Annotated in this window: 16 protein-coding genes; 7 read left to right on the forward strand and 9 right to left on the reverse strand. The window is 44.6% G+C overall.

The genetic code is table 11. From position 1 onward, the window contains the following. Positions 1-97: 97 nt before the first annotated feature. The 3 genes from AC5EF3_RS03940 (at position 98) to AC5EF3_RS03950 (ending at position 4,528) form a co-directional block, all read left to right on the forward strand. The gene (locus AC5EF3_RS03940; protein ID WP_493547101.1) at positions 98-1,030 is read left to right on the forward strand and encodes a PDR/VanB family oxidoreductase; all 933 of its coding nucleotides are present in this window, start codon (positions 98-100) and stop codon (positions 1,028-1,030) included. A gap of 357 nt (positions 1,031-1,387) precedes the next feature. Continuing rightward, a complete protein-coding gene (locus AC5EF3_RS03945; protein ID WP_493547102.1) occupies positions 1,388-3,652 on the forward strand; it encodes a TonB-dependent receptor in 2,265 nt (754 codons plus the stop codon). Positions 3,653-3,751: 99 nt separating this feature from the next. After that, positions 3,752-4,528: an SDR family NAD(P)-dependent oxidoreductase gene (locus tag AC5EF3_RS03950; protein ID WP_493547103.1), complete on the forward strand. Its 777-nt coding sequence runs from the start codon at positions 3,752-3,754 to the stop codon at positions 4,526-4,528. A 186-nt stretch (positions 4,529-4,714) separates the two neighbouring features. On the opposite strand, the gene AC5EF3_RS03955 is transcribed toward AC5EF3_RS03950, so the two are convergent. The 7 genes from AC5EF3_RS03955 to AC5EF3_RS03985 all read right to left on the reverse strand — a co-directional run bounded on the left by AC5EF3_RS03955 (position 4,715) and on the right by AC5EF3_RS03985 (position 11,070). Then, positions 4,715-5,719 carry an aldo/keto reductase gene (locus AC5EF3_RS03955; protein WP_493547104.1) on the reverse strand — a complete coding sequence of 335 codons (1,005 nt, stop codon included), beginning with the start codon at positions 5,717-5,719 and terminating at the stop codon, positions 4,715-4,717. Between the two features lie 100 nt (positions 5,720-5,819). Next, positions 5,820-6,761, reverse strand: coding sequence for a Gfo/Idh/MocA family oxidoreductase (locus AC5EF3_RS03960; RefSeq protein ID WP_493547105.1), 942 nt, complete (start codon positions 6,759-6,761; stop codon positions 5,820-5,822). Continuing rightward, positions 6,758-7,606, reverse strand: coding sequence for a class III extradiol dioxygenase subunit beta (locus tag AC5EF3_RS03965; RefSeq protein ID WP_493547106.1), 849 nt, complete (start codon positions 7,604-7,606; stop codon positions 6,758-6,760). The genes AC5EF3_RS03960 and AC5EF3_RS03965 overlap by 4 nt, the downstream gene beginning before the upstream one ends. 1 nt (position 7,607) lies before the next feature. Continuing rightward, positions 7,608-8,012: a protocatechuate 4,5-dioxygenase subunit alpha gene (gene ligA, locus AC5EF3_RS03970; protein ID WP_493547107.1), complete on the reverse strand. Its 405-nt coding sequence runs from the start codon at positions 8,010-8,012 to the stop codon at positions 7,608-7,610. Beyond that, a complete protein-coding gene (locus AC5EF3_RS03975; protein ID WP_493547108.1) occupies positions 8,009-9,031 on the reverse strand; it encodes an amidohydrolase family protein in 1,023 nt (340 codons plus the stop codon). Before AC5EF3_RS03975 ends, ligA begins: the two co-directional genes overlap by 4 nt. Further along, on the reverse strand, positions 9,028-9,861 hold the full coding sequence (locus tag AC5EF3_RS03980) for an NAD(P)-dependent oxidoreductase (protein WP_493547109.1): 834 nt from the start codon (positions 9,859-9,861) through the stop codon (positions 9,028-9,030). The genes AC5EF3_RS03975 and AC5EF3_RS03980 overlap by 4 nt, the downstream gene beginning before the upstream one ends. Before the next feature lie 75 nt (positions 9,862-9,936). Beyond that, complete coding sequence (locus AC5EF3_RS03985; protein WP_493547110.1) at positions 9,937-11,070, reverse strand: LysR family transcriptional regulator; 1,134 nt, start codon at positions 11,068-11,070, stop codon at positions 9,937-9,939. Between the two features lie 103 nt (positions 11,071-11,173). Here AC5EF3_RS03985 and ligK point away from each other — a divergent pair, with 103 nt between their 5' ends. Genes ligK through AC5EF3_RS04000 form a run of 3 tightly spaced genes read left to right on the forward strand, consistent with a single transcriptional unit; the run spans position 11,174 to position 13,765 of the window. Next, positions 11,174-11,848 (forward strand): 4-carboxy-4-hydroxy-2-oxoadipate aldolase/oxaloacetate decarboxylase, encoded by a 675-nt coding sequence (gene ligK / locus AC5EF3_RS03990; protein WP_493547111.1) that lies wholly within the window; start codon positions 11,174-11,176, stop codon positions 11,846-11,848. Continuing rightward, the gene (locus AC5EF3_RS03995) at positions 11,841-12,902 is read left to right on the forward strand and encodes a 4-oxalomesaconate tautomerase (protein WP_493547112.1); all 1,062 of its coding nucleotides are present in this window, start codon (positions 11,841-11,843) and stop codon (positions 12,900-12,902) included. Before ligK ends, AC5EF3_RS03995 begins: the two co-directional genes overlap by 8 nt. Then, entirely contained in the window at positions 12,899-13,765 is an 867-nt protein-coding gene (locus AC5EF3_RS04000) for an amidohydrolase family protein (protein ID WP_493547113.1), read from the forward strand. Before AC5EF3_RS03995 ends, AC5EF3_RS04000 begins: the two co-directional genes overlap by 4 nt. Positions 13,766-13,998: 233 nt before the next feature. Here the strand turns inward: AC5EF3_RS04000 and AC5EF3_RS04005 are convergent, their stop codons facing one another. Continuing rightward, positions 13,999-16,458, reverse strand: a complete 2,460-nt coding sequence (locus tag AC5EF3_RS04005; RefSeq protein ID WP_493547114.1) for a TonB-dependent receptor — start codon at positions 16,456-16,458, stop codon at positions 13,999-14,001. Between the two features lie 263 nt (positions 16,459-16,721). Here AC5EF3_RS04005 and AC5EF3_RS04010 point away from each other — a divergent pair, with 263 nt between their 5' ends. After that, on the forward strand, positions 16,722-18,308 hold the full coding sequence (locus AC5EF3_RS04010) for a sulfotransferase family protein (protein WP_493547115.1): 1,587 nt from the start codon (positions 16,722-16,724) through the stop codon (positions 18,306-18,308). Between the two features lie 296 nt (positions 18,309-18,604). Here the strand turns inward: AC5EF3_RS04010 and AC5EF3_RS04015 are convergent, their stop codons facing one another. Then, the gene (locus AC5EF3_RS04015; protein ID WP_493547116.1) at positions 18,605-19,894 is read right to left on the reverse strand and encodes a serine hydrolase domain-containing protein; all 1,290 of its coding nucleotides are present in this window, start codon (positions 19,892-19,894) and stop codon (positions 18,605-18,607) included. Positions 19,895-20,053: the final 159 nt, after the last annotated feature.

The following is a 20,053-nucleotide window of genomic DNA, read 5'->3' on the forward strand; positions in this document are numbered from 1 at the left end:
CTTTCTATTATTTCACGGCCTTTTTGTTGCCTTACACAAGACTGCAAATGCGCGCCAACCACCATTCGCGCATCCCGCACAAGAGTAGTTTAGTATCATGAAAGCCCGTATAACTAATATTCGATGGGAATCGACGACGATTAATGCATTTCGTCTCGAGCCCCTATCAGGAGAATCTTTTCCACCGTTCACGGCTGGTGCTCACATTGATGTAAACCTTTCGAATGGACTCATTCGAAGCTATTCATTGTACAACGATCCAGCCCAATCAAACCTCTACGAAATAGGCGTTCAAAAAGACCCAGAAAGCCGTGGCGGATCAGTGCATATCCACAACACTTGGAAGGCGGGAGATATTGTAGAGATATCAGAACCCAAAAATAACTTCCCACTTCATGAGGATGCACCAGAGACGATATTAATTGCTGGCGGAGTTGGCGTAACGCCAATGCTGTCAATGATTGCCCGTTTAGAAACGCTGAATAAACCTTGGCGGCTGTATTACGGTGCCAAAAGTTCCGTTCGCGCTGCTTTCACCAAAAAATTACAAGACCGTCAGGAAGTAATGATTTGCATTGCAGACGATCCCGTCGCACCCAAGCTGGACCTAGACTCAATCATTTTGGAAGCCTCACCAGAAGCTCACATCTATTGTTGCGGCCCCCAAGGAATGCTCGAAGCTTTCGTAGCTAAGACTGCCCAACGCCCATCTGGACGTTCGCATATAGAATACTTCAATGCATCAACCGAAATAGCAACAGGGGGTGGTTATTCGCTCATCTTGGCTCAAAGCGGCCAGACCATCGAGGTCAATGAAGGTGAAACGATGCTAGATGCAATGCTTGATGCTGGTGTGGACATTGGTTTTGCATGCTTAGAAGGCGTATGCGGAACCTGCAAGGTGAAAGTACTAAATGGCGTTCTAGACCACCGAGACCACTTTCTAACCGAAGAAGAAAAAAGCGCAAATTCTGCTGTGATTCCCTGTTGCTCAACCGCACGAAGCGAGACGCTAGAACTAGACATCTAACAATCCAAATAAACGTATTGCTCTATCATCAGAGCAATATGACCAAGTATCATTTTTTTTGAACACTACTAAATACAGCAACCCAAAACACAAGTTCAAAAAAACCAACAAATCGCTCACTAATTGTCATGCCTGTATATATCAATACACTGATATTTTAGTGTTTTTAATAAAATACTTCACTTCAATCATCTACGGATAAATAGAATTACGATGTTTTCTTATAATTGAAAGAGCAGTTTTGATATTCAATTATAGGGATTTGAAGTTGCACAGAAGCACCACAAAAGCAATTATATCTTTGCCCTAAAGCTATTGTTCGAAGCGAAAGGGAAATAAAAATCGAGGGAGGAACGAATGAACAAACAATTTAGACAAGGCCTATTGGGGGCCGTATGCTTATCAGCGATTTTTGCTGCTCCGTCCTGGTCACAGGACACAACTGAATCCGATGCAAACACTCAATTGGAAGCAGAACAGTCGGACAGTCCGATCTATCGAAATGAAACGATCACAGTGACTGCGCAACGTCGCGAATCTTCATTGCAAGACGTTCCGTTCTCAATCGCTGCTTATAGCGGTGAAGCTCTTGCAGATGAGCAAATCAATAGTCCTGCCGCACTTACTGCAAAAATTCCTGGCATAACAATCGATACGTCAGATAAATCACTTTCTATTGTCGCCATACGGGGAAATGTGTCGACATTCAGAACAGCAACCTTAGACACACCTGTCGCGTTCTTTTCAGATGATATCTATTACGTTTTCAACAATGATTTGAACACAAACTTTTATGACCTTAACCGTGTCGAAGTCATGCGCGGGCCACAAGGCACCCTTTTCGGCCGGAACGCTGTGGGTGGAGCCATAGCAGTCGTAACAAATGACCCTAAATTTGAGGATGACTACTTCCTAGAATTAACGGGTGGAAATGCAGGTTATGCTCGTACAGAAGGTATGCTCAATGGCGTCATCAAAGATGATGTTCTCGCTGGTCGTATAGCATTCAGCACAGAACATTCAGACGGTCAGATTGATGCACCAAACCAGTCTGGAAATTTTGGTTCGCTTGACGCACACAGTGCGCGCGGAAAGTTACTTTTCACACCCAATGACGTTCTTGAAGTTTTAATAAGCGCTGACTATTCTTATTCAAGCGGAAATGGCGGACCTGTTGAGATCGCAATTGGTGGAGACCAAACGATTCCTGCTTCATTTGGTGAATACTATGATGAAGATTGGACAAATTACACAACAAAACCCAACCCTTTCAAGCAAGAATTGCGTGGTGGATTCATCCGTGGAGACCTTGATCTCTGGGGCGGCAGTCTAACATCCATTACCGGATACCGCATAAACGACAGTTACAGCTTGCTCGACAACCTACCTGTTGGAACGGATACTCCCGTTTTCGGACTAGAACAAACAGTGAGCAATAGCAGCTTAACTCAAGAAATTCGCTATGCGTCTGGACCAGATCGCCTTTCATACGTGGTCGGTGTGTATTATCTATCTGCAGACGTAACTACACTTAATGGTTTCGACTATAGCCCACTTGCTGGATCTATTGTCGGGGGAATAATCCCACCTAATCCAACCATTACCAACATTCAGCGTTATCAGCACGGTGAAGTCACAAGTGCCGCAATCTTTGGTCAGATTGATTTTGAAATCACCGATCAGCTTTCTATCGCCGTTGGTGGACGCTACACTGAAGACCAAAAAGACATAGATTATCGAGCCACATCAGAAACAGCTGGTGATAACCCGATCCCTGTATTTAGTTTCCCCGGTACTGTTGTCGCATCTGGTGGAACATCATGGGATGCATTCACACCACGTGTAACGTTAACATACGAACCTACTGACGACATCAACCTATACGCGACTTATGCGGAAGGGTTCAAAAGTGGAGGATTCGTTGACAACGCCTACAACGACCCAACCCTCCCTCTTGCTCCCGAAAATGCGAAAAACTATGAGTTAGGTATCAAATCGAAACTCTTCGACAATCGTGTAGATTTCAACATGTCGATTTTCCAACAAACAACAGAAAACCTGCAGAATTTCTCTGGTGCTGGCGGTGTGGCCCACACCTATAATGGCACACTTGAAATGCAAGGTATTGAGTTGGAATCTCTATTTCGGATCACTCCAGAATTTGATATCGGCTTCAACTACGCATATCTAGACGGCGAGTATTCAGAACTGCTCGATCCTCTTGTAAACCAAGATTTTTCAGGCAACCCTGCAAAATTCGCCCCGGATCACTCTTTAACCCTAGCTGGTACTTACAGACATCAGCTTGAGAATGCTGGGATGCTGACAGCACAGGCGGACTTCAAATACTCTTCCGAAATTTCTACGGATGATGCTGACACGCTCAAACTTTACCCAGAACTGTATGACGACACAGTCGGCAAAACGCTGAACGCCCGATTAAATTATGAATCCGAAGATGGTCGCTGGAAATTCTCTTTGTGGGGCAAAAACCTCACAAACAACTACCAGATCTCATTGGCGGACAATGTTGGCGCATTCCTGTCTAGAGATGCATCATACTGGAAAGTGTTCACCAACCAACCTCGTTCAATTGGTGTAAGCATTTCCGTTCGCAAATAACAGCACTCCTTTCAGCTCCGCTGTAAACCCAAAGGAAAACTAACGGACGCTATTTCTTAATCGAAATAGCGTCCTCCCCTAATAAGGTGAATTTAAAATATGACGGACATGACACTTCCCAAAAATGGTAGTTTTGATTTTAGCGGACGCGTTGCATTGATAACCGGTGCAGCTCGCGGTGTCGGCCAAGAAATCGCAAAAGAACTACACACTGGAGGCGCAATTGTTTTTATCAGTGATGTTGATTTCGAGACCGCGCGTCATACCGCCAAAGAGCTAGACGCTTCGGGCAAAAGTGCAGTCGCATTGTCGCTTAATGTGCTTAAAAAAACTGACTTCGAGCAAGCTTTATCAGACATAAAAAAAATTGCAGGCAAGCTAGACATTGTCATCAACAATGCAGGGCACGCAAAACGCACGCCTTGGGAAGATATCTCTCCAGATGAATTCGACGACATAGTCGCAATCAACATGCGAAGCGTTTTTCTAAGTAGCCAAGTCTTTTGCCCTCATATGATTGAACAAGGATATGGTCGCATAGTAAATATCACGTCCCTCGCAGGTCAGAATGGCGGCACAGTCGCTTCAGCCCATTATGCATCTGCAAAAGCTGGTGCAATCATGCTTACAAAGTATTTTGCGCGCCATCTGGCAGATACTGGCGTCACTGTGAACGCAGTGTCACCCGGACCAATTTCAACGGCCAAAGGCCGGCTTTCAGAAGAGCAAATTGAATCTATAAGCAAGGCAGTACCAATTGGCCGTTTTGCCACTGCCTCAGAAATAGCAGCTGCAACCGCCCTGCTCGCATCAGATCGCGGCGGCTTTTTCACAGGTGCAACTTTGGACATGAATGGCGGTCTGTACCTGCGCTAATTAATGCTTCCAAGCTTTCCAGACAGTGTTGAAAAAGCATCCCCGTCTGGCAAAGCATCGTTCATAAACAATTGATTCTGAAACTCATATAAATAAAATTATATCCGCAGCCTAATTTCCAGCAAACACACCATTATTCATAGCGGTATCTTTCTTTTTGCTAACCTTGCCTACACATGCGAACAGTTATTCCGACTGAGGAAATTCTTCTGTATCTATGGTTTGCCTCATACCTTCAGGATATCTGTGGCCGCAAACTGTTTGCTGATTTATCAATTTTCCGGCCCGTTCTAAATATTCAGGCTCAATAGCCAATTGGGACGTTTGATTATTTTCTTCTAGATGTGCGATTTTCCCTGTTCCCGGGATCACATGAACATGATCACCGCGAGACAACACCCAAGCCAGTGAAAGCTGAGCGGACGTCACGCCAGCTTGCTCAGCTAACACGTCAAATGCTTTAATCAGTTTGGCATTCTCTGGCCAATATTCAGACGTAAAACGCGGATGATTTTTCCGAAGATCATTTTCAGCAAGATTTGAAGGATCTTTTACACCAGCAGCCAGCGCACCTCGAGCCACCGGCGAAAAAGCGACAAAGGCTATGTTTAACTCGGCACACGCATCAAGCACTCCAATTTCGGGATTGCGGGTCCACAAAGAATATTCTGTTTGTAGTGCTGATATTTGATATTCCGAGTTTGCACGGCGCAGTGTTTCTTCACTCATCTCCGACAAGCCGATACCACCAATTTTTCCTGCCTTTACCAGCTCCGCCATAGCACCAACCGATTCTTCGATCGGCACATTAAAGTCGCGGCGGTGCATGTAATACAAATCAATATACTCTACTCCAAGCACACTCAAACTAGTGTCCACAGCTTTGCGAAGAGTATTTGGAGAACAATCGATATATCGCTTAGGGCCAGACGCTTCGATACCTGCTTTGGTCGCTAGAAAAACTTCATTTCTGCGCGTTTTCAAGACTCGAGACAATAAAGCTTCATTATGTCCAAGACCGTAAAGTCTCGCCGTATCAAAATGATCAACACCGATATCTAGCGCATGATTAAGAAGCCTCTCTCCATCATCTTCATTAGGAATAGGATGATAAGCCTGACTTAAAGACATACAGCCCAACCCGATAGGGTTGAGCTCGCGATTATCGATTGTCCGTTTAAGAAAATTCATAATTGTAATCCAGTCCATCTATAGGAAAACGACACCTATGTATTGGCTTAAACGTCGCAAACGACCAATCTACGAATTGGTGTCTATATTGAATGTCTTTTTATGCCTTTAACTGCTGTTCGAGCTCATGAAGCACTTTATAACAAGGAAGCACTTTAGACACACTAGAGTTTGGCTCACGCCCCTCTTTGATCGCAGAAATAAACTCGCGATCTTGCAGCTCAATCCCATTCATAGATACATCAACATCAGACACATCAATGACTTCATCGCGACCTGTTACAAGATCATCATAGCGAGCAATATATGTATTTGTATCCCCAATATAGCGGAAGAATGTTCCTAAAGGCCCATCATTATTAAATGACAGTGAAAGAGTACAAATTGCGCCGCTTTCTGCCTGCAACTGAATAGACATATCCATAGATATACCAAGCTCAGAATGTATTGGTCCTTGAATAGCATTCGCCTTCACAATTGGTCCGGCTTGATAAGCGAACAAATCTACGGTGTGCGCAGCATGGTGCCATAGTAAATGATCAGTCCAGCTACGTGGCTGTCCTTTCGCATTTATATTTTTTCTTCGGAAGAAATAAGTCTGCACATCCATCTGTTGGATATTGAATTCGCCCGATTGAATTTTATTATGCACGTATTGATGGCTCGGGTTAAAACGGCGTGTATGCCCAACCATACAGACCAATCCGGTCTCTTTTTGTTTGGCCATAACAGCTTCAGAATCTACCCAGCTATCTGCAAGGGGAATCTCAACCTCGACATGCTTACCAGCATCCATGCAAGCAATTGCTTGTGAAGCGTGCATCTGTGTTGGCGTGCACAAAATGACCGCATCAACATCATCGCGCGACAACATCTCATCAAAATCTACAGACGCATATGGTACATCATATTTTTCAGCAAGCGTTTGGGTCGCATCAATGCTCCGCCCAACGATTGCTGTCACTTCTACGCCTTCAATATTCTTGAGCCCATCCAGATGTTTTTCTCCAAACGCTCCACCGCCAACAAGTGCAATTCTCATTTAGAATTCTCCAAGACTATGTGCCCAAGTGCAGTGTTAGATGCAGGGACATGATAATATTTATGTAGTTCTTTGATATCTTTGCCTAAAGCGCCCCGCATGATGAGCCACATAACAAGTTCAATACCTTCTGAACCAGCTTCTCGAAGATACTCTATGTGCGGCATGTGACGCAGGCGCTCTGGATCTTTTGTTAGATCATCCAAAAAGGCGTTATCCCATTCCTTATTGATTAATCCTGCTCTTGGTCCTTGCAGCTGGTGAGACATGCCACCAGTTCCCCAAATCTGCACATTCAGATCCTTTGGATAGCTTTCAACAGCACGCGCAATCGCCTCACCCAACATCCAACATCTGTTACCTGATGGAACTGGATAGGTGACGACATTCACAGCAAGCGGCACAACTTTTACAGGCCACTCATCTGGCTGATTAAACATCGCAGACAAAGGCACGGTTAAACCGTGGTCGACATCCATTTTATTCACGATGGTCATATCAAAATCGTCGCGAATAAGACTTTGCGCTAAATGCCAAGCAAACTCAGTGTCATTTTTGACAGAAGGCACTGGTCTTGCTCCCCAACCTTCATCGGCTGGAAAATATTCCTCCCCACACCCAATCGCGAATGTAGGTATTAGGTCCATGTCAAAAGCAGTTGCATGATCATTATAGACAAGAATAACTACATCAGGCTTATTTTCTGGCTTTTGAATCCACTCTCGTGTCCATTCATAACCAGCTAAAACAGGCTTGAAATACTCTTCCTCAACTTTGTTCTGATCGATAGCAACACCGATTAGAGGGATATGGCTTGTCGCAATGCCAGCAGTAATCCTCGCCATTCTAACGTCCCTCTTTCTTGGAACGAACACCTTCAGGAGACCGCCCACCAGCAATCATCATCGCCTGATAATCCTCAACACTCATTCCAGTCATTGTAGAAACTGCTTGAACGAAAGAGAGACCATCTGTTGAGAAAATTTTTGCGAGATAATAGATATTACCTCCCAATTCCAATAGGCGATTATAATCTCTTACGAGGACCGCGTCTTTCTGGGCATCGGTCAATGTCCAGTCAGCTAGGTAAGCCCTTTCATCGGCTTTCCAACGCTCTCTATTTTCTGGCTTCATTAAGCTCATTGCAAATTGATTGAGCCAATAGCCTTCACGCGCTCTGTGCGTCGTATAAATACGCGTCCCCGGAATGTCTTCAAGCTCTGCTAAATATTCATCCAGTGATTTACTCATGACCCGCGCCTCTTCAATTGCGCATCCAGTCTTGGAAATACACGGCGGGCATTTCCTTCAAAGATGGCGTGGCGTTCTGAATCAGAAATATCAAGATTATCGACATACCGCTTGGTATCGTCAAAATAATAGCCTGTCGTGGGATCTATGCCGCGAACTGCCCCAACCATTTCTGAGCCAAACAGAATATTTTTTGTGTCAATGACGTCAGCGAGGAGGTTCACGCCTGGTTGATGATACACGCATGTATCAAAGAAAACATTGTTCATGACATGTGTCGCAAGGTCGGGCTGCTTAAGCATATCTGCTAAACCTCGGTATCGTCCCCAATGATAAGGAACAGCGCCCCCACCATGAGGAATGATAAAACGTAAACTTGGGAATTCTTTAAAAAGGTCGCCCTGAATCAATTGCATGAATGCAATTGTGTCAGCTGCAATATAGTATGCTCCGGTAGCGTGAAGGCCAGGATTACATGACCCAGAAACGTGTATCATCGCTGGCACATCCAACTCACACATTTTTTCATAGAACGGATACCAATATTCATCCGTTAGCGCTGGATGTTTAAAATGCCCACCACCAGGATCAGGATTAAGGTTACATCCGATAAACCCCATATCGACACACCGCTCTAACTCTTCGATTGAGGCTTGCATATCTGATGCTGGTGATTGCGGAAGCATACATACCGGAGCAAATATTTCCGGATAAAGCGCCACACAACGAGCGATAAGATCATTATTTACTTGGGCCCATTTTTTAGAGACACCTTCATCTCCAATATGGGGAGCCATTGCAGACGCACGCGGAGAAAAAATTGTCATATCAGCGCCGCGTTCTTTTAGCAGGCGTATTTGATTTGCTTCCAGCGTATCCTGAATTTCTCCATCAGATATTGAAGGGTATTCAGGTGCTATTGTCCCGCCGTAAAATGCTGCTTTCTGCGCTTCACGCCAATCATTGTGAGCTGACGGTGCCGTCGTATAGTGACCGTGACAATCTATGATCAATGTCATGATTTAATCTGCTCCAATTTTTCTTTTAAATTATCAGGAACCGGTGTTCGTTTTAGCATTCCAATATTATGTTGGCGCTCTACTGTCCCGCGTGTCATCAGCGGATCAACACCAAGATTTTCAAGTGTTTTAACCACTTCACGCATCTCGGCGGCGCGTCGTAAACCATGCACCATAATGCGGTCTAATCGATAATTGGCTTGCTCTTCCCAGTCGCCACCAAATGAACGAATGACCTCATCAGTAACGCCTGCTCTTTCACAAGCAATGAGACACTCCGCGGTTAATGCCTCAATCCCTTTATACATAACTGAACGAAGCATTTTTACTGATGACGCCCGACCAACATCTCCACCAAGCCCTCGAACATTGGTAAAACCAATCTCCCTCAACGTATCAACGCCTGCCTCAAAATGAGGGCCGCTCACTAGCAATGGTGTATTCAACCTTGCTGGATTCACAGGCGACATCACAGCCACATCAACATACCGCCCCCCGGCTTGCTCAATTAAGGCCGCACCCGCCAATTTTGTACTTGGCGCGACAGAATTCATGTCAAAAAATAATGCTTCTTTAGTGATATATTTCGCTGCACCTTCAGCCACAGACAATGCTTGGTCAGCAGTGACGAGGCTTAACACGATACTGGTCCCAGATAATGCCTCACTGATGGACGCACTTTCCTGATTACCAGCATCGCATATTCGCTGATGCATTTGCGCATCGTCCCGTATATCAAATATCTTAGCTAAATTTTTCCACCCAGCAGCCTCAGAAAACGAGCTACCAGCCTCACCAAAACCAAGTATAGAAAGTATCTTTTTCATCATTAAATTTGCTACATCCCAACTGTTGAGGTAGCAAATTAGAATGGTTTGGGGAGTATAAGTATTAGCTAATTCTGACTACACACAATCCTTCAAAACACTAACGAACTCTCTTTGAAGTCGCGTAGGCGTCCATGAAGACCGCACCGTTAAACCGATGTTGCGAGCAATTGCTGGCGGCGCTTTTGAGACCTCTGTCAACCAACCAGCTTCAAGCTCAACAGCAACCTGATCTGGCGATAAAAATGTTAGAAAATCAGTTTCTAAAAGCAACTGCCTAATGGTAATGACCGAACCGCACTCTATGGGAACCTTCGGATATTCGATCCCAGCTTCGTCGAACATTCTTTCCCATAAAATTCTAAGCGGCGTCCCTTTGGCGGAGGTTACCCACGGAAGTTTTGCAAGGTCATATAAACAGGCACCAATCAAAGGGTGTCCATGGCGTCCCAGTATAACCGGCCGGTCCTCAAACAATGGTTCTTGCGTTACATCTTCGCCCGGAGAAGGATCACGCAGCGCCCCCATCAATATATCAACCTCACCATCCCGCAAAGGCTCAATCAACTCACTATGACTACCCTCCACTATCACAATCTCAATATTTGGATGTTTCTTATAGAATGCAGATACTGTCGCCGGCAAAAGTCGAGCACGAGATAAAGGCATTGCGCCAATAACTATCCTACCGATCTCAAAGCCTTTTAATGCCTCAATCTCATTTAGTCCTGCGGAAAGTTCATTACAGGCCAGCCGAAATTGCCGAACAGTCCTTTTACCTGCGGCTGTCAAAACCACACCTTTTCCACGTCTATCTATAAGTTTTAAACCTAAAGCGACTGATAGATGAGACAAAGACCGATGCAATGACGGCGTGGACAATCCACTCAACTGGCTTGCCGCAGGATAACTTCCCGCACTCGCAAAAACAGTCAAAGCTCTCACTTGCGCCATCGTCACGCGCGTGCTTGCAATGTATCCCATAGCAGTTTCTATGCGGGGTAATAGCACTTCAGCTGCCTTCGTCGATATCATACCCTCAGACGTTCGCTCAAATAAAGAAACGCCTAGCTGCGCCTCAAGCTTGGCTAGTCCCTGCGTGAGTGCTGGTTGAGTTATATTTACCTGAGCCGAAGCACCTAAGATACTGCCGCATTTCGCAACAGCACATACAGCATTTAAATGCCGAAGATTATAATTCCAAATATCCATAATAATAATAATTAGCTAAAACTTATACAAAAGCGAGTCTTCGGATTTTATTCTTCGCATAAATTGCTCCAATCTTCACACCATTATTATTTAGGAGCACCCCATGACCAACATCGTTGTTCAAAATACTAAGCGCACCGACCTAAAAATTGTAGATGAACTAGCAAAATGCGGGGTCGCAACTGTTCATGAAGCTCAAGGACGCACGGGCTTACTCGCTAGCAATATAAGGCCAATATATTCAGGCGTGCGTATAGCGGGTAATGCCGTCACAATATCCGCAGCCCCCGGCGACAACTGGATGGTTCATGTAGCGATAGAGCAAGTTAAGGAAGGTGACATTCTCGTTTTGGAACCAACTAGCTCTTGCGAAGATGGATATTTCGGTGACCTCTTAGCGACTTCTGCTCAGGCCCGTGGAGTCCGAGGACTTGTCATAAATGCAGGATGTCGAGACGTATTAGATCTCAAAGAAATGAACTTTCCAGTATGGAGCAAAGCTATATTTGCTCAGGGAACAGTTAAAAACACATTGGGGTCAGTGAATATTCCGATTGTATGTGCCGGCGCTAACGTGAACCCTGGAGATGTCATAGTCGCAGACGATGACGGTGTTTGTGTCGTACCACGTGAAAAGGCTGCTCACGTACTAAGCGCGGCACAAAAACGCGAATCTTTTGAAGAAGAAAAGCGTCAAAAATTAGCGTCTGGCGTTTTGGGTTTAGACATGTACGAAATGCGTGAGCGTTTGGAAAAAGAAGGCCTAAAATATGTTTAAAGGGTCATCTGCGCGCGTTATGTGGATGCGCGGAGGAACTTCTAAAGGCGGCTTTTTCCTCGCTAACGACCTTCCTGAAACTTCAGATGCCAGAGATGAGTTCCTGCTACGTGTTATGGGCTCACCAGACCCCCGCCAAATTGACGGAATGGGCGGTGCAGATCCATTGACTAGCAAAGTTGCCATTGTAAAAAAATCGGACCGTGCAGGTATCGATGTAGACTACCTATTTTTGCAAATATTTGTCGATAAAGCGCTGATTAGCGCCGAACAAAACTGCGGAAATATTCTTGCGGGTGTCGGACCTTTTGCAATTGAACGCGGGCTCGTAGACGCAAATTCTTATGAAACCAAAGTGTCCATATTTATGGAGAACACGGGACAGATCGCCGTTGCGACAGTTCAAACTCCCAATGGCATACCAGAGTATAGCGGGGACGCCAGCATTGACGGCGTACCGGGAAGCGCCGCCCCCATTCCACTTGAACTCAAAGATACGGCCGGCACAAGCTGTGGTAGCCTTTTGCCAAGTGGCAACAAAAGCGACGTGATCAACGGTATTTCATGCACGCTTATCGACAATGGAATGCCTTGCATTGTTTTGAAAGCAGAAGATGCTGGCATCACTGGATATGAATCCCGTGAAGAACTTGATGCTAATTTAGAACTTAAATCCAAAATTGAAGCGATTAGATTAGCTGCAGGTGAGCTCATGAATTTGGGAGACGTGACAGACAAATCTGTTCCCAAAATGATGCTCGTTGCGCCACCTCGAAGCGGTGGATCCGTGACTGTTCGCAGCTTCATCCCTCACCGCGCGCACGCGAGCATCGGTGTATTAGGAGCTGTAACAGTCGCAACAGCATGCCTAATTGAAGGTAGCCCAGCATTTGAGGTTGCAAACCTTCCAGTTGGCTCAACAAAAGTATTATCAGTAGAACACCCGACCGGTGAAACAACCTGCGTCATAGAAGTGAACGATAAAGGCGATGTACAGAGCGCGGCAATGCTTAGAACAGCCCGAAAACTAATGGATGGAGAGGTATTTGTATGACTGATAGGATTACGAGTTGGCATAGTGCACCATCCATACCTCAATATACACCGCCCGCAGGAGCCGTCGATGCACACTGCCACGTGTTTGGGCCAATGGCTCAATTTCCTTTCAGCCCTAAAGCGAAATACCTTCCAGAAGATGCCGGTCCCGACAAACTTTTTGCGCTACGAGACCATTTGGGTTTTTCAAGGAACGTCATTGTTCAAGCCAGCTGCCACGGCACTGACAATTCAGCAACCTTAGATGCCATTGCAAAATCAGATGGAAAGGCTCGCGGTGTCGCTGTTGTTGACCCATCCATTAGTGATGCAGAACTTGATGCTCTACACAAAGGCGGCATACGCGGTGTCAGATTCAACTTTTTGAAAAGACTCGTTGATAATGCACCTAAAGACAAATTTTTAGACATATCACGCCGCATTCAAAGGCTGGGGTGGCATGTCGTCATCTACTTTGAAGCAGATATTCTGGAGGAAATTAGCCCCTTCATTGCTGATATACCTGTTGCCGTCATAATTGATCATATGGGACGCCCTAATCTATCTCAGGGGCCAGATGGAAATGACATGAAGGCTTTTCGCAACCTTCTTGATAGCCGTGATGACATATGGACCAAAGTGACTTGTCCTGACAGACTCGATGCCAATGGTCCCCCATATACAGATTTCGCAAGGGCAGTACGCCCTATTGTTGAAAATTACTCAGACCGCGTATTGTGGGGAACAGACTGGCCACATCCAAATATGCAGAACGTACTCCCTGATGACGGACATTTAGTCGACGTCATCCCCCAAATTGCAACGACCGAAAAATTACAACAGCAATTGCTCGTCGATAATCCTATGCGTTTATATTGGTAACAATCTATGCAGACTGGGCTCACCAAACGCTCCGACGGCGAGAAAAGCTCATAAATAAATTTTGAACGAAATCTTGACGACATCATGCATGAATGGCGGCACCTTTTTGCCGGTTAATACAAAGCCACACTCCACGCACCAGAGACCAGTTCGCTTTTGTCTGCCACTCTCCCCCAAAAAAAATGAGGGCTCCGTATAGGAGCCCTCTTCAATCTGGTTAATTTGTGCGAATTTTATCCAATATCCCATTTGAAACGCAAACCGATCGCGCGAGGCGGAGCAATATGGGTACCAAAGCTTCTGACACTTGAACCAAGTACTATTTGGTTGGACAAGCTAGTCGATACTGCACCTGTCTCAACATACTCATCAAGTAAGTTGTTCACATACAATGTTGCAGACCATGGACCTGCATCATAAACCGCTGACGCATTCGCAACACCAAAGCTATCGAGCGTGAGACTGCTGCCGCGTGCACCGGTGCGCGTCAATACATCACTCTGCCAAGCATAACCTAAGTTAAACGCTAGGTCGCGCCCGCCTGAAAGCTCTACGCCGTAAGACCCAAATACTGAAAATTGATGCTCTGGAGAACCAGGCAAACGGTCGCCCGCTTTACCATCCTCAAAAGCACTGCCAAACCCTGGAGGTGTAATTGTGCGGATCAGAGACGGCACATCAGAAGTTAATTCAGATTGCGTGTAGCTATAGCTACCGCGCACCCGGAAAGCATCCGAAACACGCCAGTCACCAGAAAGCTCAGTCCCTAATGATTCAGCACCTTGAGCATTAATGGTAATTGGAATGCTCGCATTCACTGTCGCAGAAGATAGCTGTGGGTCAGTCCATTCTACAAAATACAGAGCACCATTCAGCGTTAAGTCTCCATCTAACCATGCAGACTTCAACCCCAACTCATAATTTGTTGTTTGATCTGGTCCGTATTCACGCTCATCAAACAAAGCAATGTCATCGGGATTAGGGCCATATTGCTGCCCTGGTGCCAATGCACATGCACCTTGGCTGGCTTCAGGATCGTAAACGTCACATTGTCCAATACCGTTTGAATCACCAATACGGTAACCTTCAGAGACTGTACCATAAATCATGATGTCATCACTGATGTCATACGAAACGTTGAACTTATACAAGAAACCATCATCGGCTTGGCTTAATTCAGTTGTAGCACTTCCAATTTCATCAATTGTTGGCGCAACAAAGTCTGGATCAAAGAGAGGGAAATCAACCGCGCTAAATGATTTCAGTTCATAGTCATAATAACGACCACCAACAGTCACACTCAAACGCTCCGTAAGATCATACCCAATCTCGCCGAAGAAAGCTGATTCAACAAGCTCTGTGCGACTTTGAGAGAAGTACTCAAGGTTGTCAGAACGATCAAACCCAGCAAAGTCAGCATATCCCGGCGTAAATTCAGCAGAGAATGCATAAGCATCTTGTTTATTGTAGAAACCACCAACAATCCAATTAAATGGACCATCTGTTTGAGAAACCAGACGGATTTCTTGGTTGAATGTATCTGTTTCACCAACTTCATGTGTAAACGCTGTAAATGTCGGGAAAGTTTCGTAGCTGTACTCAAGTGAGATCAAAAGGTTTGTTTGATCGCGCTGACCGTCATCAGCGAACTTTGATTTACCTGTCGCGGAAGTAAGCTCTGCAAACCCAAGATCCGCAATTACTTCAAGTGCAAACAATTCGTTCGTAATTGTGTTTGGTTCTTCAACACGTGAGGCAACATCATATTTGCCCGCTGGAACCACTGTAGAACGCGCAGCAGATGTACTACGACCGCCAATATCAGCTTCTTGATAGTAATAGGTCAAATTGGCATCAAGCCATTCAACAGGCTGCCAACGCGCTGCAAGACGACCAGAAATAGTCTCTTCACTGTTCACATCAGTTTGTGGATTTAGGTTAGCAGCAACATCGGCAGGGTCTGTAAAATCAGGATCTGGGTTTGACGCCCCAATAGTCTGCACAATAAATGGCGCATCCATATAACCAGAATCGTTTGAAACATCCAAAGACCCCCGCACAGCGAAATTATCTGCGATCGGCATATTAAAAGTAAAGCCGACATCGTGACTCAGTGAATCTGCTTCAGAATACTGATACGTGTCCGCACGTACTGATAAAAATTCATCATCAAAGTCAGGACGGTTTGGAATATAGCGAATTGCTCCACCAAGTGTTCCTGCACCATACAATGTTCCTTGAGGCCCCAACAGAACCTCAACACGTTGCATGTCATTTAATTTCAAATCAACAAAAAGAGGGATTTCACCAAGATAGGTCGCAACCGTACCACCACCATCATTGTTTCCATCTCCAGAACCAATTGGGTCTGCATTCAATCCACGTACAATGATCGGGTTACCTTGACGCCCACCACGGTCAACAATGTTAATACCCGGTACATATGCCAACACGTCAGATAACTCGGCTAGGCCCTGCTCCTCAATTTGAGCTTCCCCTAAAGCTGCAATATTCAAAGGAACATCCTGAACCGTTTCGTTACGGCGTGTAGCTGTTACAATAATTGTATCTGAAACCAATTTGTCTTCTTCAGCAGCGACTTCTTGAGCACCAGCTGGCTGACTAAGAACCAACCCACTAGCAAGCAATGCAAATGCGCTAGACGACTTTAGGATCATTTTTCTTTTGGACATTATGCTACCTTTTTTCGTAATTTTTGCCATTGCACTCTGTTATGATTTAAAGCACTAGCAGACCTTCATAGTTTTTATCTCGGTTCAATGATCAAACTCAATTGCGTGACATAGAGGCATTATAGTGTCTAATTTAATGTATTTATATGCATCAAAACGGGGGTTATTTAGAAACAATACATCATTTTGTATCGCTTTGATCGCTCAATCTTTACGTATTGAATGACGATGTACAGTGTTTCGTAAACAGGAAATATGCCATTATGATTGAACAAAAAACCAACATGCTAATAATTGAGGCAGAGCGACTATTATCTGTGCGAAATTATAAAGCAGCTCATGCAAATTGCATCGAAGTACTGAAGCTATCTCCCAACGCACACGCACCGTTTTACCTTTTAAGTATATTGACCTTTGATCATGGAAATTTGGACAAAGCACTCGAATTAGTAGAAAAAGCGATTGCGCTTAGCAAAGGTAAGACAGGTAGATATCATGCTTGGCATGGCAGATTACTCACCAACCAACATCAACGCGATCTTGCGGTTGCTGCTGCACGGGCAGCAGCAAACTGTCCCGATAACTCTGCACAGACTCTAGATACTATTGGCGTCGTATTAAGCCGATCCGGATACCATTCCGAAGCCATTCAACACTATATACAAGCAACGAACTTAAGCCCGCAAAATGCAGCATATTGGTATAATTTGGGAGCAGCTCAACAATTTGTCGGAGATATGAAGGAAGCTGAGCTTTCGTATTCACGCGCTATCGAAATCGATCCAACATCATATAAAGCTTGGTCATCACTGGTTTCCTTGACCAAACAAACTCAGGAAAAAAACTTTCTTTCCGAACTAAAAACGCAATTCCGTCATTTGAAAAAGCCAGATGAAAGACTGAATATCGGACATGCAATAGCTAAAACCTATGAAGATTTAGGCCAAATCCAAGATCAAATGCATTGGCTGGAAAAAGCAAAAAAGCTAAAATTTGAGACGCAAGCTTACGACATCCAAAACGACATTCCGCTTTTCCAAGCAGCGCAAAAAACGCTTCATTTTTCTTATTCCAAATACAGCGCCCCCGAGGCTGCACCAATTTTCGTAATTGGCCTTCCTCGTTCCGGCACGACACTTGTTGATCGCATATTAAGTAGCCATACAGATGTTGAATCTGCAGGCGAACTAACTGACTTTGCTCTAAAACTAAAAAAGGCATCCGGCACGTCTTCTCCATACATTCTTGATGAAGAAACCTTATTAGCTTCTCAAAGACTTGACCTTGGTCAAGTTGGCCGAAAATATTTAGAAAGCGCTTCCAAGATCGCCCCAAATGCACGAAGAATTCTTGATAAAATGCCTTTGAATTTTTTCTGCGCACCGCTGATTTTACAAGCCATTCCAAATGCCAAGATTATTTGTGTGCGACGACACATAGCTGACAGTGTCTTGAGCAATTACAAACAATTATTTGCGACGTCTTTTTCTTACTATAATTACAGCTTAAATTTGGAAGATACCGCAAAATACTGTGTCCAATTTGACAAGCTGATGGCGCAATACTCCGCAAACCTACCTTCAGAAAAATACACAGAAGTTTATTATGAAGATATCGTCGCCAATACAGCTAAAGCGGCGCGAGAGTTAGTCGGTTTTTGTGACTTGGAATGGCAAGATGCTTGTGCATCATTTCATAAGAACTCTGCCCCAGTTGCAACAGCAAGTTCTGCGCAAGTTAGACAACCAATTTATAAATCAGCTCTAGCGCGATGGAAAAAATACCAAGCAGAATTAGAACCCGCACTGCGCATTTTAAAAGAAGCCGGCATTAAATTAGATCAACATTAATTGAAGCATTATCAGATTAAACGCTTCGTTTTCAACTTAGCTCATTTTCGCAAGGTTGAAATGATGAGAACATCAATATTCCACTATTTCCAAACCTCCTCTGAAATCATCAATTCACAAACACTTCAACTTGGAGCGACACCACTATTCAACACCAAATTTCAAACGAAATCGTGACGTCGCGCTGAACGAAAGGTAGCAAATTTTCTTTGATTGAAAAATGCTCTCACCCGCAAATCAGAGACCGGTTCGCTTTTGTCTGCCCCCCCCCTCCATATTGTCAGGCTAAAGACAAACTAATGTTTATCTGACGTCTCTTCATCACTTATTTGATCAAAGACTATCCTACGAAGATAGTCACCTTGAGCTTGAAATTTAGGCGGCAAAATAACTTGTGTCATGAAGACAACCCCATCACCTGTTTTGGGATTAATCCAGAAATAAGTATTTCCAGAACCTGACCACCCGAAACTCTCTAGCGGCAAACGTTTATCTTTTGAGGAATGTTCACTTCCAACTTCAAATCCCAATCCAAAATCAAATAAAACATTACCAAATGATGCGTTTATTGGGTTCGATACCATGACCTCTAGAGATTCCTGGGACAATATCCTGCGCCCCTTATAGATCCCTCCCTGTCCGAGCATTTGCACAAAATGGAGATAGTCAGCACCAGTTCCAGCAATAGCGCCTCCCCCATCTAGCAAGCGGGATGGATCTTTGTAATCGGTGTTTTCCCAATCCTCTATCCGCTTTATTCCATCCTCTGTCATCATATAGTTCACGACAAATCGAGAGGCATCTGCCTCATCTAATAGAAATTTCGTATCGGACATTTCCAAAGGATCAAATATCATTTCCTTTAGAGCGATATTGAGCGCTTTTCCCGTTATTTTTTCTACAACTGCCCCCAAAACTGTCGTGGAATAGCTATACGCAAATTCTTGGCCCGGCTGATGCAGTAAAGGCGCTTTTCCAAGGCGTTCCATCAGTTGATCAAGCGACTCTGCTGGCGCACCATCTCCTGGCTCGCGTCCAACAGGTGTATCTCTCATAACACCATATTTGCGATAATAAGCATGAACGGGAGAATTTCCCATAAAATGGTATGTGATACCTGAATGGTGTCTCAACAAATCTAACATCGTTATTGATCGATGTATTGGCTCAGTTACCATCTCATCCAAATCGCCAGACACATACACTTGCATATTCGAGAATTCAGGTAATATTTCTTCTAATGGCGTATCGAGTGTGAGTTTCTGCTGATCTACCAACATCATGATTGCTGTACTCGTCAGCGGTTTCGACATTGAATAGAGACGAAATATGTCATCTTCTTTTAAAGGTTTTTGCGCCTCAATATCTTTGAAACCCGCAACGAGTTTACCTTTAACTTCACCACCATCTATCAAATAAACGACGGCACCAGGTATTTTTCCAGACGAGACAAGTTCCGTAACAGACTTCTTAATATTCGCAGCTTCTTGTTCGAGGCCTGTTTGATTAGGAGAGCACGACGCAATGCTGCACAATAAAACAAATCCAATTAAAATTGGTGCGACATACCTCGGTAAATCTCTCAACATCTCTTCCTTTGCAATTTCTGCTTATTGTCGATTTAGCTGAACAAAGCCTCGACACCTCTTAGACTGACTTTCATCTAGAATGAGGCTATTTCTCCATGCGAAAAGTATTATCCCCCATAAAGCTTAGCTCGGACAAAGAGGCAGTGGGATATCGGA

It is taken from the genome of Hirschia sp. (genome assembly GCF_058892565.1).

Excerpts from the sequence above, each read along its gene's own strand:
- AC5EF3_RS03940 (WP_493547101.1), top strand. The coding sequence starts at position 98 with ATGAAAGCCCGTATAACTAATATTCGATGGGAATCGACGACGATTAAT.
- AC5EF3_RS03945 (WP_493547102.1), top strand. The coding sequence starts at position 1,388 with ATGAACAAACAATTTAGACAAGGCCTATTGGGGGCCGTATGCTTATCA.
- AC5EF3_RS03950 (WP_493547103.1), top strand. The coding sequence starts at position 3,752 with ATGACGGACATGACACTTCCCAAAAATGGTAGTTTTGATTTTAGCGGA.
- AC5EF3_RS03955 (WP_493547104.1), bottom strand. The coding sequence starts at position 5,719 with ATGAATTTTCTTAAACGGACAATCGATAATCGCGAGCTCAACCCTATC.
- AC5EF3_RS03960 (WP_493547105.1), bottom strand. The coding sequence starts at position 6,761 with ATGAGAATTGCACTTGTTGGCGGTGGAGCGTTTGGAGAAAAACATCTG.
- AC5EF3_RS03965 (WP_493547106.1), bottom strand. The coding sequence starts at position 7,606 with ATGGCGAGGATTACTGCTGGCATTGCGACAAGCCATATCCCTCTAATC.
- ligA (WP_493547107.1), bottom strand. The coding sequence starts at position 8,012 with ATGAGTAAATCACTGGATGAATATTTAGCAGAGCTTGAAGACATTCCG.
- AC5EF3_RS03975 (WP_493547108.1), bottom strand. The coding sequence starts at position 9,031 with ATGACATTGATCATAGATTGTCACGGTCACTATACGACGGCACCGTCA.
- AC5EF3_RS03980 (WP_493547109.1), bottom strand. The coding sequence starts at position 9,861 with ATGATGAAAAAGATACTTTCTATACTTGGTTTTGGTGAGGCTGGTAGC.
- AC5EF3_RS03985 (WP_493547110.1), bottom strand. The coding sequence starts at position 11,070 with ATGGATATTTGGAATTATAATCTTCGGCATTTAAATGCTGTATGTGCT.
- ligK (WP_493547111.1), top strand. The coding sequence starts at position 11,174 with ATGACCAACATCGTTGTTCAAAATACTAAGCGCACCGACCTAAAAATT.
- AC5EF3_RS03995 (WP_493547112.1), top strand. The coding sequence starts at position 11,841 with ATGTTTAAAGGGTCATCTGCGCGCGTTATGTGGATGCGCGGAGGAACT.
- AC5EF3_RS04000 (WP_493547113.1), top strand. The coding sequence starts at position 12,899 with ATGACTGATAGGATTACGAGTTGGCATAGTGCACCATCCATACCTCAA.
- AC5EF3_RS04005 (WP_493547114.1), bottom strand. The coding sequence starts at position 16,458 with ATGTCCAAAAGAAAAATGATCCTAAAGTCGTCTAGCGCATTTGCATTG.
- AC5EF3_RS04010 (WP_493547115.1), top strand. The coding sequence starts at position 16,722 with ATGATTGAACAAAAAACCAACATGCTAATAATTGAGGCAGAGCGACTA.